14 protein-coding genes and 2 pseudogenes are annotated in these 17,744 nt (G+C 37.9%); 7 read left to right on the forward strand and 9 right to left on the reverse strand.

Annotated features, from left to right (window positions below; translation table 11 throughout):
• Nucleotides 1-18: 18 nt before the first annotated feature.
• The 3 genes from FYJ45_RS20835 to FYJ45_RS20845 are packed head-to-tail and all read right to left on the reverse strand — an operon-like array spanning nt 19 to nt 3,310.
• Nucleotides 19-1,383 (reverse strand): DUF3329 domain-containing protein, encoded by a 1,365-nt coding sequence (locus tag FYJ45_RS20835; protein WP_117545253.1) that lies wholly within the window; start codon nt 1,381-1,383, stop codon nt 19-21.
• Nucleotides 1,383-2,297, reverse strand: coding sequence for a ChbG/HpnK family deacetylase (locus tag FYJ45_RS20840; RefSeq protein ID WP_276913510.1), 915 nt, complete (start codon nt 2,295-2,297; stop codon nt 1,383-1,385). The genes FYJ45_RS20835 and FYJ45_RS20840 overlap by 1 nt, the downstream gene beginning before the upstream one ends.
• Nucleotides 2,294-3,310, reverse strand: a complete 1,017-nt coding sequence (locus FYJ45_RS20845) for a glycosyltransferase family 2 protein (protein ID WP_330588788.1) — start codon at nt 3,308-3,310, stop codon at nt 2,294-2,296. The genes FYJ45_RS20840 and FYJ45_RS20845 overlap by 4 nt, the downstream gene beginning before the upstream one ends.
• Nucleotides 3,311-3,649: 339 nt before the next feature.
• Between FYJ45_RS20845 and FYJ45_RS33245 the strand changes: the two are divergent.
• Together FYJ45_RS33245 and FYJ45_RS30940 are read left to right on the forward strand one after the other, a co-directional pair.
• Nucleotides 3,650-4,171: pseudogene (locus tag FYJ45_RS33245) on the forward strand (ArnT family glycosyltransferase); the annotation flags it as partial.
• Between the two features lie 48 nt (nt 4,172-4,219).
• Complete coding sequence (locus tag FYJ45_RS30940) at nt 4,220-4,951, forward strand: hypothetical protein (RefSeq protein ID WP_235930928.1); 732 nt, start codon at nt 4,220-4,222, stop codon at nt 4,949-4,951.
• A gap of 60 nt (nt 4,952-5,011) precedes the next feature.
• Here FYJ45_RS30940 and FYJ45_RS20855 read toward each other — a convergent pair whose 3' ends face one another.
• A complete protein-coding gene (locus FYJ45_RS20855; RefSeq protein WP_276913508.1) occupies nt 5,012-6,037 on the reverse strand; it encodes an NAD-dependent epimerase/dehydratase family protein in 1,026 nt (341 codons plus the stop codon).
• Between the two features lie 4 nt (nt 6,038-6,041).
• Nucleotides 6,042-7,355: a UDP-glucose dehydrogenase family protein gene (locus FYJ45_RS20860; RefSeq protein ID WP_021636893.1), complete on the reverse strand. Its 1,314-nt coding sequence runs from the start codon at nt 7,353-7,355 to the stop codon at nt 6,042-6,044.
• A 184-nt stretch (nt 7,356-7,539) separates the two neighbouring features.
• Between FYJ45_RS20860 and FYJ45_RS20865 the strand changes: the two genes are divergently transcribed.
• From FYJ45_RS20865 to FYJ45_RS32810, 3 genes and pseudogenes are all read left to right on the forward strand, one after another.
• Complete coding sequence (locus tag FYJ45_RS20865; protein WP_154467076.1) at nt 7,540-9,135, forward strand: hypothetical protein; 1,596 nt, start codon at nt 7,540-7,542, stop codon at nt 9,133-9,135.
• A 968-nt stretch (nt 9,136-10,103) separates the two neighbouring features.
• Complete coding sequence (locus FYJ45_RS33250; protein ID WP_408609528.1) at nt 10,104-10,313, forward strand: Mu transposase domain-containing protein; 210 nt, start codon at nt 10,104-10,106, stop codon at nt 10,311-10,313.
• Nucleotides 10,314-10,679: 366 nt separating this feature from the next.
• Nucleotides 10,680-11,391, forward strand: a pseudogene (locus tag FYJ45_RS32810) (ATP-binding protein).
• Nucleotides 11,392-11,653: 262 nt separating this feature from the next.
• On the opposite strand, the gene FYJ45_RS20875 reads toward FYJ45_RS32810, so the two are convergent.
• From FYJ45_RS20875 to FYJ45_RS20890, 4 genes are all read right to left on the reverse strand, one after another.
• The gene (locus FYJ45_RS20875; protein ID WP_154467077.1) at nt 11,654-12,754 is read right to left on the reverse strand and encodes a glycosyltransferase family 2 protein; all 1,101 of its coding nucleotides are present in this window, start codon (nt 12,752-12,754) and stop codon (nt 11,654-11,656) included.
• Complete coding sequence (gene rffA, locus FYJ45_RS20880; protein WP_154467078.1) at nt 12,729-13,865, reverse strand: dTDP-4-amino-4,6-dideoxygalactose transaminase; 1,137 nt, start codon at nt 13,863-13,865, stop codon at nt 12,729-12,731. Before rffA ends, FYJ45_RS20875 begins: the two co-directional genes overlap by 26 nt.
• 10 nt (nt 13,866-13,875) lie before the next feature.
• Entirely contained in the window at nt 13,876-14,682 is an 807-nt protein-coding gene (locus tag FYJ45_RS20885; protein ID WP_154467079.1) for a hypothetical protein, read from the reverse strand.
• A gap of 461 nt (nt 14,683-15,143) precedes the next feature.
• Nucleotides 15,144-15,815: a helix-turn-helix domain-containing protein gene (locus FYJ45_RS20890; protein WP_154467080.1), complete on the reverse strand. Its 672-nt coding sequence runs from the start codon at nt 15,813-15,815 to the stop codon at nt 15,144-15,146.
• A gap of 494 nt (nt 15,816-16,309) precedes the next feature.
• On the opposite strand from FYJ45_RS20890, the gene FYJ45_RS20895 reads away from it, so the two are divergent.
• Both FYJ45_RS20895 and FYJ45_RS20900 read left to right on the forward strand, forming a co-directional pair.
• Nucleotides 16,310-17,371 carry a replication initiation factor domain-containing protein gene (locus tag FYJ45_RS20895; RefSeq protein ID WP_321170281.1) on the forward strand — a complete coding sequence of 354 codons (1,062 nt, stop codon included), beginning with the start codon at nt 16,310-16,312 and terminating at the stop codon, nt 17,369-17,371.
• Entirely contained in the window at nt 17,371-17,574 is a 204-nt protein-coding gene (locus FYJ45_RS20900; protein ID WP_002610247.1) for an excisionase, read from the forward strand. The genes FYJ45_RS20895 and FYJ45_RS20900 overlap by 1 nt, the downstream gene beginning before the upstream one ends.
• Nucleotides 17,575-17,744: the final 170 nt, after the last annotated feature.

Consider the following 17,744-nt stretch of genomic DNA (forward strand, 5'->3'; position numbering starts at 1 on the left):
TTTTATGCAATCCCGCAATTAATATTCCGTCCAGTCTTCCCTGGGGACACCGGAGACACTGTCAAATCCATAATATGTGGCATATGCATTATTCAGCCAATACTCCGGACTTTCTTTGATATCCGAATTATAACCATCACTGTATTTTGTCTCAAAATCAGGCCTGAGCATAGGTACCGTAACCTCCTGCACACCATTTGCCGCCTGTTCGGTAAGATACACATCCCGTTCATGATATTCCCTGTAAATTCTGGCAAGATTCGCCCCGCTTTCCATGTAAGTAAAAAACATTATCAGGCACATCACCGAAATTATCCCTGCCTTCAGACAGTGGAAAACAGCCTCCCCTTCATCTACGTGTACATAAAACTGAACTACAGCTATTATCAAAAAAATCCCTGCACCGAAATATGCTCTCGGCATGGGTTCAGGCGTCAGTATCAAAGCATAACAGGTAGCCAAAAAAGTAATTCCCCATAGGAAACCATCCCGGCAATCACTCCACAATACTTTTATATTTTGTTTCTGGTATTTAACAATGATAACCAGCAGCATGCCAATAATAAGCAATACCAAAAAATTATTCCTGACTGCTAAAGTTACTTTCTGGAACCGGGATACCAGTGCAAAAAGTCCGGTATGCTCTTCTTCCTGAGCCAGGGCACGGACCGCATTTCCCGGTGCCAGAATCATAAACAAAAATCCGATTGCCTGCCCTGCAATTCCGGCAGTCATCCACCATTTTTTCTTTTTGCTTCCTTTATTATTGTAAAAATAGAATCCGGTAAGCAGGAATGACATAAGAATTCCGCCACCGGAGGTATTCTCATTACACCAACCTGCTGCAATACCGGAAACAAATAGCAATACCACCCATATTATTTTGTGTTTTATAAAATCCACACGTTTAAGACAAAACCTGTATAATGTCAAAAAAGCAAGGATAATTGTCGAGCCCCACAAATAATTGCATGCCCCTGTTTCCCACAACACAGTCTGTCTGAAAACCACCCCAAACATCCATATCAACAGATTGATCAGAAGATAAACTGAAACATCATTCTTTTTTCTGCGCTCAATATTTAAATAAATTAATAGCGTAAGGCCTACGAAAACAAATGAATTAAAGAAATTAAATATTATTTTATCGCCAAGAAGAAAACATCTGAGAATAAGATGGCTTACTGAACGGCCCGACCATGTCATATACTGATGGTATTCCTGCTGAACCAGTCCTGCAAAACTTCCCGCTGACTGGGCTTCCTTTGCATAAAACAGATCGTCCGACATCATTGGTGTAAGCATATTAAAAATAAAGATTAAAACAGCTGATATAATAACTGTCATGATAAACAGTTTCTGCTGGTTTTTTTTCGATTTCATTACTTCTCCTCAGTCCTCATTGACATAACCGCATTCTTTTCAATCCGCCTGCCATCTGAAAGATAAAATTGTTTTGCACCTTCACTTACAAATTCTTCCCCTGCTTCCTCTTCCAGCAGGCTTCCAGGATGAAACAATATTTCAAGGCAGCGTCCCTTGTCCTCCGCTTTTTTCTTCATATATGGCAGTAAAATCCCTATCCTGTCCCTGTCCATATGTCCACTCATCAGAACTCCCCAAAGAAACATCGGTGAATTTTCTGACTGCCAGGAAGGCCTGTTCTTCTTGATTGTTCTTTCCATTCCCAGTGCATAAAAATTCAGCAAAAGATTTTTAATCCAGTTTATTGGTCTGTAGCTTTTCCATAAGGAAACCTGCCTTAGATAAGGCATTATTGGTTCTTTGGTAATCCTGATATACGCTGTCCTGTAGTGTTGTTCTACTATAACCTCCAACAATGCCCAATAGCATAGTGGAATCATCTGTGTATGCTGGTGGCCGTCAAACCTGAGAGGCAAATCCTCACCAAACTTCTCCCTGAACCGCTCCGTCTGCGCTTTAATCTCTGCTTTTAACTCCTTTTTGATTGTCATGAACTTTTTAGGGGAATAATTCCAATGAAATAAATCCCACCAGGTAATATTAAAATATCCCTGTCCGTCCACCAAATGCTTTACTTCTTCCGGATCAGCCACACAATGCCCTTCCATAAAATTAAGATGTACCGCCAAAAGCGGCTGGCAGGGCCATTCTGCCTTTTCCTTCTGATATTTTTCTGCATATGCATCGTAACAGCTCATATTCGTCAGAACACTGATACTATTTAATTTACCAGCCCTCAGGCATTGTAGTATATCCTCCGATGTATTGGGGGACAGGGCATAATCATCCGCGTGAATATCTATTTTACTCACTCCGTGTCAACCTCTTCTTTTTCTTCCTGTTCATCAGTTTCCGCTTCTTTCCATATAATGGATTCAATTATATAGCGGGGACGAGCTTTGGTTTCCAGGTATATTTTCCCAACATATTCACCAACAATACCCAGAGAGAAAATTGTCAGTCCTCCCATCAGCAGTGATACCACCAAAGATGTCGTGTACCCGGGTACGTTTCTTCCTGAGAACCAGTCAACAATACAATATATAATCATGGCAAAACTGAACAAGCTGACCAGAACCCCCAGAACAGTTATTATCTGTATCGGCCTGGTACTCATGGATGTAATCCCATTTGTTGCAAGTGTCATCATTTTTCTCAATGTATATTTGGACTGGCCTGCCTCTCTTTTTTTTACATCAAAATACACTACATCTGACTGGAATCCCATAGTAGGGATCAATCCACGTAAAAACAGATTTACCTCCCGGTATTCTGCCAGCGCATCCAATGCACGTTTTGACAGAAGGCGATAATCCGCATGGTTGCTCATCACATTGCATCCCAGCAAGTGCATAAATTTGTAAAACATGTTTGCGCTGAGCTTTTTAAACAGCCCATCCGTATCACGATCATTTCTTACTCCATACACGATTTCACAGCCTTCCTGATAGCACTTGACAAATTTATCCAGCGCTTCTATGTCCTGCTGCAAGTCGGCATCTATGGTAACTACCATGTCAGCATGCTCCCGGGCTGCCATCATTCCCGCTAAAATCGCACTTTGATGACCATAGTTCCTTGAAAAACAAAGGCCGGAAAAAATGCTGTCACAGCGGCATAAATCACTAATAATTTTCCAGGTTTTATCACTGCTGCCGTCATTCACAAAAATAATTTTACTTTTTACAGATATAATATTCTGTATAGTCATTCGTCTCAGTTTATCCCGCATTACCTCGGCAGTGTGCGGAAGCACTTCTTCTTCGTTATAACAAGGTACCACCAAATACAAAATACCGCCGGCCCTTTTATTTTCCATTTTCATAATATCCTATCCTATTGATAAAGTACATTTTAACTAAATAATCATATCATCTGAGGTTTTATGCGTCAAGCAAGGGTAAGCACATAATCTGCTTTTCTGGGTACTCCAATATGGACATTTTAACTGCAATCACCTATAATTAGAAAAGTATAATAAAAGAATCCATTTTGGAGGAAATAAATGTCAAGAAAAAGTTTACTGCAGTTTACAAAAAAATATTTTGTTTATTTCATTTATCTTGGTCTTGCCCTGATAACTGCCTATCTATGCTTTTCCCGTCTGGATGTAGCTTCTCTTCAGCACTGGGATGAAGCACGGCATGGGGTTAACGGTTATGAAATGTACAAGAATCATAATTATATTGTAAATACCTATAATTATGAAAATGATTACTTTAATTTAAAACCGCCACTTAGTTACTGGGGAATCATTTTGGGCTTTAAGCTGTTCGGTGTTTCCATTTTCTCTATGCGCTTTTATTCGGCCCTGTCTCTGCTTTTAACATTCCTTGTGGTAGGATATTACATGCACAGACATTATGGTAAGATTGCCGCTGTCTCCAGCATGCTGTTTTTCATCAGCTGTTCCGATTTGTTCTACCGGCATGCCGGAAGAAATGCTGATGCTGATGCCCTATATATCCTTTTATTCACGCTGGCACTGTTATTTATGCTACAGGTGCAGAAACATAAGAATTATATCTATCTATGCGGCTTCCTTTTTTCACTTGCCTTCCTTGCCAAAAGCTGGCATGCGTTGGTTCTTCTCGCAATTGGAGGACTTTTTCTTATTTTTTCCGGATTGTGGAAGAAGCTGCATATTAAGAATTATATCCTTTTTCTGCTCAGTGCATTCGGCCCTCTTCTTTTATGGGCTTTTGTAAGATATCAGTATGACGGAATGAACTTTTTGGGGCAGATGTTTGGAGTTGATGTCACACAACGAATTGCAGGATCTGCAGATGCGAACCCCTCTTATACCTTTTTCACACGCTATCTGCTGGGATATCGTCCTATTGTCGTTATTACCGTAATTGCGGCATGTATTTTTTTATTTATGTTATTTAAGAAGAAAATCAGTTACAGCAATAACATACTGGCTTTTTTACTGTGGATTTTTATTCCGCTTTTTGTATATGACTTTTCACATGTATATTATTACTGGTACATTTTTCCCGTTTATATTCCGTTGCTCATGCTTGCCGGTATTCTTATCCAGAAATTATATCAATATCTTAAAAATAAAAAAGGGCTGTTCTGTGCAATAATGCTTATTCCTTTACTCATCGTAGGCATTGAATGCCGCAGCACTTTAAACGAACTGGATAATCTGGAGATTTCCGGTTTTCAAAACGATATAAAGGCTGCAATGGAACAAAATCCTCAGCTGCATCAGATGGATATTTATGTGGAGAAAACAGATAATGAGTATAAAGACAGTTATTATTGGGAACAGGCAGGCTTGCTTGCCGCCGAATTGAGCGGTGATTTATACTGTAAGGAAGGCGGCGTCGATGCTTTTTCAGAAGTTGAAGGCGATGCATTAATTATAGTAGATCCTGAAATATATGAAGAAAATCAGCAGCAATTAGGCAACCTGGAAATTGTATATCAAAATGAGTATCTTCTTCTGAAAAAATAATACACTTAAGAAAGCGGGTATATTAATGCTGCAGCCGCAGCTAATATACCCGTTTCTTTATTACCTATGCGTCCATTTCCTATACCAGTCTGCAAAATTCCCCAAGCCCTCTTTGATACTTGTGGAAGGTTTATAATCAAAGTCCTTTACCAGTTCTGAAACATCCGCAAATGTCTGATATACATCTCCGGGCTGCATTGGATAGAATTCCTTTTTCGCTTCTCTTCCAAGCGCTTTTTCCAATGTCTGAATAAATTCCATTAATTTCTCCGGTTTATTATTTCCAATATTATAGATTTTATAACGATCCCCATCCTCATTAGGCACCGGCGGATTATTGAGCATCCGCATCACACCTTCTACAATATCATCTATATATGTGAAGTCCCTGTACATGTCACCCTGATTAAATATCTTAATTGCTTTTCCAGCCATAATCTTATCGGAGAACCCAAAATAGGCCATGTCAGGTCGTCCGAAAGGACCATAAACCGTAAAAAAACGCAAGCCAGTAGCCGGAACATTATATAAATGGCTGTAAGTGTATGCCATAAGCTCGTCACTTTTTTTGGTTGCCGCATATAAGCTGACCGGACGGTCTACCGGATCTTCCGTTGAAAATGGAGTCTTTTTTTGATTTCCATATACTGACGAAGAGGAAGCGAACAGTAAATGCTCCACAGGATGCTTTCCTTCATCATAGGAATGCCTGCACGCTTCTAGAATATTATAAAAGCCAATAATATTGCTCTCAATATAAGAGTCAGGATTATCAATTGAATAACGTACTCCGGCCTGAGCCGCAAGGTTAACTACAATATCCGGCTGGTAAGAGGAAAACACACCTGATACCACCGCCTTATCTGCTATACTGCCAAGTACAAAATGAAAAGCAGGATTTTTTTTCAAAATTTCCAGCCTGCTTTCTTTCAGCCGGACATCGTAATAATTATTAAGATTGTCCAGTCCAATAACACAGCAGCCCTCATTCAGCAATCGTTTGGAAAGGTGGAAACCTATAAATCCTGCTGCACCAGTTATTAAAACCTTTTTAGAATTATCAAATGTTTTGTAATCCGCTCTCACTTTTTCACCTTCCTATACTATAATATTCTACTCCGGACTCCCGCATATCCGACGGGCTGTAAATATTCCTTCCATCGTATACCAGAGGTGTCTGCATCCGCTGCTTATATTCAGCCGCTTTCAATTCTTTTATTTCTTTCCATTCCGTAAATATAAAGCAAATGTTTGCGCCTTCCAGAGCAGCTTCAGGAGAAGACACATAAGTTATTTGTCCAAGCCCATTAGTTCCCTCGGGAAATTTTTTCTTACTATTCCCCTCAGCTACCGGATCGTATGCATAAATATTGGCTCCCTGCTCTAATAGAAGTTGAATGTTATCCACCGACGGCGCTTCCCGCAAATCATCAGTTCCAGGTTTAAAAGCCAACCCTAAAACCGCGACCTTCAGGTTCTGGAAGGTTATCATTCTGTCACATGCCTTGTAAAACAATCTGGTCTTCTGCTGCGCATTAACATCCACGGCCGCTTCAATCGTTTTCAAGGAATACCCATGCTGTCTCGCGATGAATTTTAATGCTTTGGTATCCTTAGGAAAGCAGCTTCCCCCATAACCAATTCCGGCCTTAAGAAAATTAGCGCCGATTCGCTCGTCATAACTCATTCCTTTTGCAATATCTTCTATATTGGCTCCCACCAATTCACAGAGATTTGCAATCTCATTCATATAGGATATTTTCAGGGCTAAGAAATCATTGCAGGCATATTTAATCATCTCCGCAGAACGTCTGCTCACAGAAACTACAGGTAATTGAAAGGGTTCATATATTTTCTGCAGCATTTCCTCCGCATGTCTGCTCTCCGTCCCTATAACAATGCGCGCCGCATGCAGCGTATCATGGACAGCGGAGCCCTGTGCCAAAAACTCCGGATTGGATGCCACTTCAATTTTTACCTCTTTATGAACTAAAAAGTCATGGATAAATTGTTCTACCTTATCATTTGTACCTACAGGAACCGTGGATTTTACTACTACCAGACAATCTCTCTCCACATTCTCCGCTATTTGCCTGGAAACTGTAGCAATGTAGCTAAGATTTGCGGAGCCGTCTGGCTGTTCCGGTGTACCAACGCCGATAAATATTGCATCAGGATCTTTATATGCTTTTTGGAAATCCGTTGTATAATGCAACCGACCCGCGGCATAATTTTTACGCATTAATTCTTCCAGATCTTTTTCGTAAATGGGAGATATTCCTTTCTCCATCAGCTCTACTTTTCTTTTATCCGTATCCACACACGTAACATTATGCCCTTTTTCAGCAAAGCAAACACCCGCAACCAAACCTACATATCCTGTACCAGCTACTACTATTTTCATCTTTTCACCCCGCTTAACTTTTATACTAAACTGTATCTATTTTAACATACCAAAACAAAATAAGAAACCTTACAATTATTAACGTCTTATAATATCAGAAACGCGCGACGAAAAACTGGACGCGATATAGTTTATTGATTATAATATTAATTGTTATTCAAACAAATATACTGGAGAAAAATCTATGAACAGAAAATCTTATAAAACCTTTTTCCTCTGTCTGCTCACAATTTGCTATACTTTAATATTATGTGTTGTCTATATACATTTTGGCCATACCAAAATTGGCTATGATGGAGATGAAGTATTTTCGTACATGTCCTCTAATTCGGAGGTCAACTATAAGGAGCTTACTGCATTGCAGGATAATTCCTGGTATCCTTCTGAATATTTCCACGATGCTTTATCTGTTAAGGAAGGGTACCGGTTCCATTACGAAATTCCAGTAAGAAATCAGGCCACAGATGTGCACCCGCCTTTTTATTATATCCTTTTGCATACTATATGTTCATTTTTTCCTGGACAGTTTTCCATGTGGTATGGCATAGCACTTAATATAATATTGACCCTTCTTTCATTATTCGTTCTCTTTTTACTGCTTCGATTATTTATAGGTGGCAGCTTTTTACCATTAACCATATGTTTTATATTCGGTATGACATATGGGGTTATTAATAATGTCCTTTTTATTAGAATGTATGTTCTTCTTATGCTTTTGGTAACGTTACAATATTATCTTCATTTACGTATGTTCCTTGCACTCAAACTTACTACTGATAAATTTAAATTTGGGCAGCTTATACTTTTAGCTCTCGTTACTATACTTGGCACGCTCTCTCAATATTATTTTCTTATTTTTCTTTTTTGGCTTGCCGCATTTTTTTGCCTTATTCTATTCATCCAGAAGAAGTGGACAGCTTTATTTCAATATATCTTAACAATATTGATATCAGGTATCTGCAGCGTTATTATGTATCCAACAATGATTAAACATATTTTTTCGGGATATCGGGGAGAAGAAGCCGCGCATAAGCTTGTAAGCATTCAGGGGACTTTCGGCGATATACGTGAAATGTTTTCTATAATGAGTCGTCAGTTAGCCAACAGGCATCTTGGCCAGATTCTGGTTATAATGCTTTTTTGGGCACTTCTTTTGCTATTGCTTAAAAAACTGACGGTAAAAAATATTGCTTATACGTTAATTTTATCATTACCAGCAATACTTTACTTCTTAACTGTAACAAAAATATCTCCTTATGTGATAGATCGTTATATTACCCCTGTGTATGGAATTATATTTGGATTAACTGCTGCTGGGGTCGTAATGCTAACAAAGATAACGCTGTCTAATGTACGAACAGTTTCTATAAATTATTTTATTGCAGCATTGATTTTATGTATTGGAGCCTTTTTTTCCATACATCATATGACCGGTAATGTCGAACAATCAAGATATTGGTTTTCTGATAGAAATCAAGCAATCAAAGAGTATACTAGTGAGAATAATTTCTGTATTTATATAAGTGCAGATGAATACCATTGGAAGATTTGGAGTGAATTTCCCTCTTTTCTGGAGTATGAGAAAATTTATTATATTGATGGGCTTCTCTGGAATTCTGTATCAGATAAAACAATATCTGATTACAATAAAATTCTTGTCTATATCGAAGATGGCGTGGATATAGAAAAAGCCAAGTCCTATATCCAAAGGGAACTCGGATATAGGACTTGGGAATTGCTATTTGAATCTGCTTATGCTGAGGGATATATTGTCAGTTAGAGCTAATCCATTTTTCAATATCACCAATTAATTTCTCAGTACGAATCTTCACACCTTGATCATTCAGATGATAAGCAGAATCGAAAAAATATTTTTCATCTATTATATAGTCTGTAAAATCTGAAATTATAGGACATTGTAGCTCCATTGCCAATTCTTTTTGTATATTCCGACTCCCGAGTCCCTGCTGTCCGACAACAGGAAACCGCAAATCCGTTTTTTAGGGAACCTTCATTCCGGAGGTGGAAACCATTAACATATATTCTTTAGAATGTCATCATTCACCGCAATGCGTAAATACATTCAAAGAAGAGCATCACCATGATCAAGTACCGAGAGGACCTGAGATTATCAAATCTCGGACTCAGCCAGCAAAGCATCGGCGAATCCAAGAAAACGGTCAATCGTGTCCTTAAGTAAGCCAATGAGCTGAATATTTCCTGGCCGCTTGATATAAATGATACCGATGTTGTGCTTGAGCTTGAGGAAAAATTATTTTCTTCTACAAACAAGCCTACCGCATCCAACAAACGGATACCGACAGGATCCTGAAATCCTATGTCTTTGTCGGTGTTATGACCTACAGCCAGTATGCATATGCTGAAGCATTTAGGGAAATAAAGCAGAAATCCTGAATCTCTACCCATGTGCATATGTATGAATACTTTGGCAGTGTTGCCAAAATCTTAGTACCGGATAACTGCAAAGCTGCCATTATCCCGGCATATGACAGGACTCCAAAGGACAAGCCCAATGCGGAGGGAACTTCAGAAGTGATATCCAAGTAGATCACCGCATCTATCCGGAATGAGTATTTCTTCTCCCTTACCGAATTAAACAGGGCAACAAGAAAGAAGCTAGAACTGTTCAACTACAAACTCTTTCAAAAGAAAGAGGGCCGCCGGATCAGCTTGTTTCTTGAGAAAGAAAAGCTATTTTTGACACCGCTGCCTGTTATCCGCTTTAAAATGGAAGACTGGAAACAGGCTACCGCCCAGATTAATTATCACATAAGTATAGAAAAAAAACGTTATACTCAGTGCTATATGAATGCAAAAAAAGTTGATGTACGGATAATGGAACACACAATTGAATTTTTCTATAACCATAACCACATCGCCTCCCACCGCCACTTCACCGGGCGCTCCGGCAATACAACACCATTACGAAGCATATAGTGCAGGATCACCAGAGATATCTGGAACGGAACGGTGACCGTTTCCGCAAATGGGCTGAGCGGATTGATATAAACACATACTCAGTGGTAAATGCAATATTACCTCCCCCCGTAGAACAGCAGATATACCGGAGCTGCATGGGCTCCTAAAGCTAGCTGGGAAGTATTAAGACAGCAGACTGGAAGCCGCCTGCAAAAAGGCACTGTCCTTTACAGCTTCGCCCAGTTACAAGAGTATAAGCCATGTTCTTGCAACCGGAGCTGACCAGCGCGTTTCATCCGAATATGAAATACCAGCCACGAAGCAGAAAGCAAAAGCAAAAGGCATCATCCGTTATGCCAACTATACTATCGGAGGTAAGCACATATGACCAATCAGAGCACAATTGATAAATTAATTGAAATACGCCTCACCACAATGGCGGATGCATTCCGCAGTCAGCTGGAAGATCCTAAGCTAAAGGAGGTTCCTTTCGAGGATCGTTTTGATATGCTGGTAGATATCGAGTTCAGCAGCCGCAAAAACAACTTTTTAAAGAGCCTGATCTGGAATGCCGTATTCGACCAACCCGATGTCAGCATTATGGATATCAAATACACACCGGGCGCAACTCATTAAGCGCCTTGCCACCAGTAAGTATGGAAGACTTACATAGCCTGTGCCTTTGGTATAGAGGCGCGTAAGCAGTATTTTCAACACCAGGTAGTCCGTCTCTGCCCGACCTACTCATTGCCCTGGAAATGGCGCGTTCTGACGGAAGATACAAAAAGGCGATGGCCAAGCACGCCCCCCCTGTTGCTAGTCCTGGATGAATGGCTTCTCCTGAGGCCCACAGTGGGATATCTTCGAGTTCCTGCATAGGAGGCGAGAGAAATCGCCTACCATCTTTTGCTCGCAGTATGAGTATTCTGACTGGTATAAACAGCTCGGTGGGGATGGCCGCCCCTCCACCCCTTGCCGATGCATCATAGGCAGAATCACTCATGACTGTTATATGAGCAACATCACCAGTATTGATCCTCAGAATGATAAATCAATGTGTGAGGTATATGGCTTAGATAAAGCATTACGCGAATAAATTCGCAATAGTGGTTTCCCATATGCCAAACTGGCGGTTTCCGCCAGCCCAGATATGCGTTTTCAACACACAAGAATATTTACTTCTTAATGAAAAGGCCAGAATCCTGGCTCTATCTGTTCACGTTTGCATTGCATACCTGAATTAGTTTTAGAATTCACCTTTTTATTTTATTATAGAAGACCTGATAAATCTTTAATTACAGAAAAACTTTCACAGACTCTCTTAAATTGTGACGACCTAAATGTTGATGTAAAATTAATTACATTATTACTTTTTTCCCATCGTAACTAGTAAACTGTGGCCTCTTGTGAATAATTTTCAAAAAATATTGGTAGATTATTTGGCTGGCTACATAAATACATAAAATCCAATGCAATAAAAATATCCCATTTTTTCTAGTAATTGAATAGTACACGCTATCAAATAAAGAAAAAAATAATGTATACGAGTACAAGGGAAATAAATATTTTTTATATTTTATACTCGGCTGTAGTTTTTCCCTGCCCGAAAATCCATTATTTCCTTGTTGTTCAAAATGTACATTATTAATAATTCTCCATTTTATCTTAGGAAAATAAGCCTTCAAAGAATCTACTGAATAATGCGTTAAGGGATCATCTTTCACCATAATAACATTTTTACTTCCACTTTCTATCATATAATAAAATAAATGAGTAAAAACATCCCCCTCCTCAAAAGCTCCTGGAATAGTATTGAAATACTCCCTATCAACCATTGTACCCATACAACATAATTCAAAAATAACTGGCGTTTTTATATTATTAAATGATATAACTAAATAATCATTATTTTCATTTATTATATCAAACTTTTTGCGTAAGACTTTTTCAAAAAAATTATATCCCTTTGAAAAACGATATATAAATAATGAAAAGGGATCGCCAAATTCAGATATATATTGATTTAATAATGGATATTTATTGGGCCTTTTATATCCACTGCATAAAGCGACTTTGCAACTTGAATTTTCTTCTAATGAAATTACCTTTCTTAAAATACTATCTTTATTTTCCATTACTTCATCATGATCTATTGTAATTACATATTTTCCGGAAGCCTTGCGAAAACCAATTAATTTTGCATTTACAGGATCAGTTTTAGGGTTCGGATATACAATACAATTATACGCATCTGCTAATGATAATGTATTATCTGTAGATCCGCCATCAATAAGTAACACCTCAATTTTATTTGAAGGATAACTTTGTCTCTTTATTGCATCTAAAGTTCGAGGTAAAACTTTTTCCGAGTTAAAGGTAGCAATAATAATAGAAACTTTAGGAAACGTCATAATAACCTCCAGTAATTTTTCTTTAATTATTTTTTCTGAAAAATTCATATATATGATCACATATATACGATATATCTTCTTGACGCAACTTATAATACATTGGAAGTCGTAATAATCTTTCACTTTCTTTAGTTGTAAATCTATCTACTCCAAAAAAAACACCATATCTAAGACCTGCAGGAGAATTATGCAATGGTACATAATGAAAAACTGTTAATACTCCACATTCTTTTAGATACTGAATTAATTTTGTTCTTTCATCCAATGATTTTAACTTTATATAGAACATGTGTGCATTATGCTCACAATATTTTGGAATAAATGGAAGTTCAATCTTTCCATCTTCCTGCAATGGTTTTAAATATTTATAATATAAATTCCAACTATTTAGCCTATTATGCCTAATTTCATTTGCCTTTTCTAGTTGTGCCCATAGATAAGCTGCATTTAACTCGCTTGGTAGATAAGAAGAGCCATATTCAACCCAAGTATACTTATCAACTTCTCCGCGGAAAAACTTACTTCGATTTGTACCTTTTTCACGAATAATTTCTGCCTTTTCACAAAATTCTTGATCTCTAATTAGCAGAGCACCGCCTTCACCCATACTAAAATTTTTAGTTTCATGAAAACTTAAACAACCATAATTACCAAAAGTCCCTAAAAATTTTCCTTTATAAGTTGACTGTATAGCTTGTGCAGCATCCTCAACAACATATAATTGGTATTTATTAGCTATTTCCATGATGTTATCCATTTCACAAGCCACCCCAGCATAATGCACTGGAACTATAACTTTTGTCTTTTTTGTAATTGCTGATTCTATTAACTTTTCATCTATATTCATTGTATCAGGCCGAATATCAACAAATACCAACTTCGCACCTCTTTGAACAAAAGCGTCTGCTGTTGAAACAAAAGTAAATGATGGTAAAATAACTTCATCTCCGGGATGAATATCACACAAAATAGCAGCCATCTCTAATGCATGTGTACAGGATGTAGTAAGTAATGCTTTCGTTGTTTCAATCCTACTCTCGATCCACTCATTACATAATTTTGTGTATTTACCATCCCCACATATCTTTCCTGAAGCAATCGTATCCTTTATATAATTAATTTCCGTTCCTACAAATGGAGGATCATTAAATTTAATCATAACCGCTCTCCTAATTCTTTGATTTATTAAAAAAATTTTGAACTTTCATTACCAGGGTGGGATTTATTTCTAATATTGCCCCTTTAAAATAAATTTTTGTTAAATCCCAATTGGTCATTATCTTCCTTTTATTAGAATCTATTTTGATTCCATTTCTTTTACACAGACGGACACCGTTATCCATCCACTTACCTCTGCGTACAGCTTCTTCATAGGGGAATGCGTAATCTAATGTTACTAAAAAAGGATGTTTATTATCTTTTATCTCTAGCGAACCTAATCTCTCGAAATCCCAAGCACTCCAATTTAGTTTAATATATTTGTTCAAAAACTTTGAATCCCATATTCCTACCTGAGTTGAAATCGAATATGCTGTTCCAGGCTTATAACATCCTATATTTTTTACGCCGTCAAAAACTTCACATGGAATAATTGGTGACTCCATCAAGCGCAAATTAGCAGCAGAATACTTCTGGGCTATTTGTATTAATTCGTCTATCTTATTGTTATTTACATAATCGCATAATAAATAATCATCCATCCATAACATAACATAAGGTTTATTAACTACTTCTAATGCATTTAATATCATCTCAGACCACTGGCCATCAAAAATAATTTCCCTATCAAAATGGAGTACATTAGTTTTTTTATATTCATCTGGCAAACTATCAGTTACCAAAACCAATTCATATTTACAAAATTCCCAATATTTTCGAAATAGTCTCAAAAAAATATCCCACATATCAGAGTTCTTTTTACAAGAATATACAAGAATAGATAAGTCATTACTAAAATTTTTTTTCTCTTTCATCATACTATTACCCTTCTCTCTTAATAATTTAATTGTTCAATATTATAAAAATCACAATAAGTTTTAGGTATAATATCAGCTAAGGCAACAAATAAAAAACACATAACAACAAGTATTATAATTATATTAAGAATAATTTTTCTTTTAATAAAAGCGCTATTATAAATTATTCATAATTAAATTTTGAGTATCAACAATCAACAATATCATTCTATTACCTCCCAAATTCAAATTTGTCGCTTTCTTCATACTCATATTATAACAGTTCCATATATCCGCCACAATAAAAATCAGCATACCCCTTAACAATTTTTCTGTCTTGAAAAATGAACACTTTTTCTTTCTTCCTCTTGATTACCCACCACAGAAAAGAAAAAGCCCTGTCAAGAGCCTTGCCACCATTGGTGGTGCTTTGCACTCTTTACTGGGCTTTTTGTTTGCTGTATCTTTCATGCAAGAGGAAATCAAAGTCCTCTGTTCCATTTTGCTTTTAGATAATCTTCATAGTCCGTTTCATTGAAGTCTAATTGTGGCGAAGTGTCGGGAATGTTGTTTTTGTTGTCAATGTCCGCAAGTTGACGGAATATCCAGTCATCATAAGGGTCTTGATATTTATACTCTTTGGGTTGTTCTCTGTATCGGTCTAAACCTCGCATTTCCTTATGTACTTTCATCATGCGTTCTATTTTTTGACGCTGTATTAACTGTTTGATTTCCATAAGTTCTTCCAACTCCGTAACCTCATTGGTAATGTAGTTATGGATATACTGTATGAGTTTATATACCTTGTAAAATCTGCATTCTTTTTCGTCATTGAAAAATTCATTTTCAGACAGATAATCTAAAGAAACATTGAAGTCCTGTTCCCGTTTGATAATATCCATGATATATGGCTCGGTGTGGTCAATATACTTCCATTCTCCCGATAATAATTCATTAGGTGTTACCTCCAACACGTCCATTATCTTTTCCAGTGTATCAAAGGTAGGATAATTCACGCCACGTTCAATCTTGGAAAGGCTCTGCATATTGATACCGATTTTGTCCGCAAGTTCCTGTTGTTTCATTCCTCTGTGTTTTCTTATGGTCTGTATGTTCTCTCCTAAGAAACTGATTTTCTTTTCATAATGCTCCATGACTTAGTATAAACACTCCTTTCGTTACTTTTTTGGTATTTATAAGCATATAATACTTAATATATATCGAAAAGTCAACAAAAATTTCTTGACAAGTAATTCTAATGGCGTTATTATCGTATCAGGCAGAGTGATTAAGCACACTAGGGTCAATCACACGCTTGAGTAAGCATAGAAAAGATGTATTTTCACTTTGATAGCATGAATAAGCATGGACTACCAGACCGAAAATAAGGTTTCTGACTGGGGCTGTTCCGTTTAGCCACGAGCCTTACAAGGCTCGTAAGCGTTAAGAACGGAGCAGACACAGGAAGAAAAGGAACGCCTTTCGGCGTTCGTAAAGGGCGTATATGTAACACCGCCCTGCACATACATGTCATAGTACCTAGAAACTGTGATAAATAAAGGAAAAAACACGATTTTTACCCCGCAAAAAACGGGGCATACGAAAGGAGCAATGCACTATAACTACACACAAAAATTTATCCGTTAAGATTGATTACATCAGCATTGTATTTGATACTGCAACCGCCGAAGATGTTATCATGTACATTTTAGGTTTACCGACTGACATTTTCAATGTCTATCCGGCAACCGTTAAATTCAAGACCTATCAGGCACGCTGGCAGATTGGAGATATTTATGTATCGGGGGACGCAAGAAAGACAGAGGACAACCCACAGGGGCTAGGCTGTTATCTTGTTATGACTGGCAGAGGCTGTGATGATATTTTCCGTATTCTCGACAGTAGGAATGATACCTTTGGGGATATGTTCAGACGCTGTGAGCGAAGATACGGACTGGATAACTTCCACTTCACAAGGCTTGATATTGCCATTGATGATAAGAACGAAAAACCATTCTTTACCATAGAGCAGATAAAAAAGAAATGCGAAAAAGAGGAATTTATCTCAAATAGTGAGGGCTACCACTTTGATGAAAGCAAGTTTGACGATTTCGACACCGCAAAGACCGTTTATATCGGTGCTGGGAAATCGGGATTGTCCTACCGCTTTTATGACAAGGATAAGGAAGTCTGTTCAAAGTATAATAAGACGCTTGATGAAGTCGGCAGTTGGAAACGGACAGAAATGCAACTGCGTGATGATAAGGCTCATGCCTTTGCCATGACATTCAAGGACAGACCTCTTGAACTTGGGGAACTGGCTTTTGGGCTATTGGCAAACAACCTACGCTTTGTCGTGCCAAACAGAAATGAAAGTAATAAGAGCAGATGGAAAACGTGTCGGTTTTGGGAACGCTTTTTAGGGGCTGTGGAAGTCTTAAAACTGCAAGTACCGAAACTACATAATTCTCTTGAGGAAACACAGCAATGGCTCACAGAGGGTGGCGTGATTTCCGCTGTCAAAAGTTTTTACTTCTTAGAAGAACATGACGCATTAGGTGGACTGGAAAAAGTGGGAACTATGCTTGACAGGGCAAGATACAGCAGTTCCCTTTCCAGTAAATTAACCGCCCACTTACAGAGGATAGACCGCACCGACCTTATCCCCTATATCCAGTATGACACGAAACAAGGGAAAGGGGGTATCTGATGAATAACAACGATATTCCCGTATGGGAAAAATACACTCTTACCATTGAAGAAGCGTCAAAGTATTTCCGTATCGGAGAAAACAAGTTAAGACGCTTGGCAGAGGAAAACAAGGACGCTGGCTGGCTCATTATGAATGGCAACCGCATACAGATTAAACGCCGACAGTTTGAAAAGGTCATTGATAAATTGGACGCAATCTAATGCAAATGAGCCTTGTATGTGTTATGATGAACACAAGTCATATCAAGGTGTTGTCCGGCAAATTAAATGATGTTCCATCCGGCAGATTATTTCGTGCCGATTTGGGATCTCTACAGATAGGTTAGTCATTTTAAAAGTAATTGTTTCTGCGAATTGTTTTCCTGACAGAA

The sequence above is a fragment of the Eisenbergiella porci genome (assembly GCF_009696275.1).
Classification (GTDB): domain Bacteria; phylum Bacillota; class Clostridia; order Lachnospirales; family Lachnospiraceae; genus Eisenbergiella; species Eisenbergiella porci.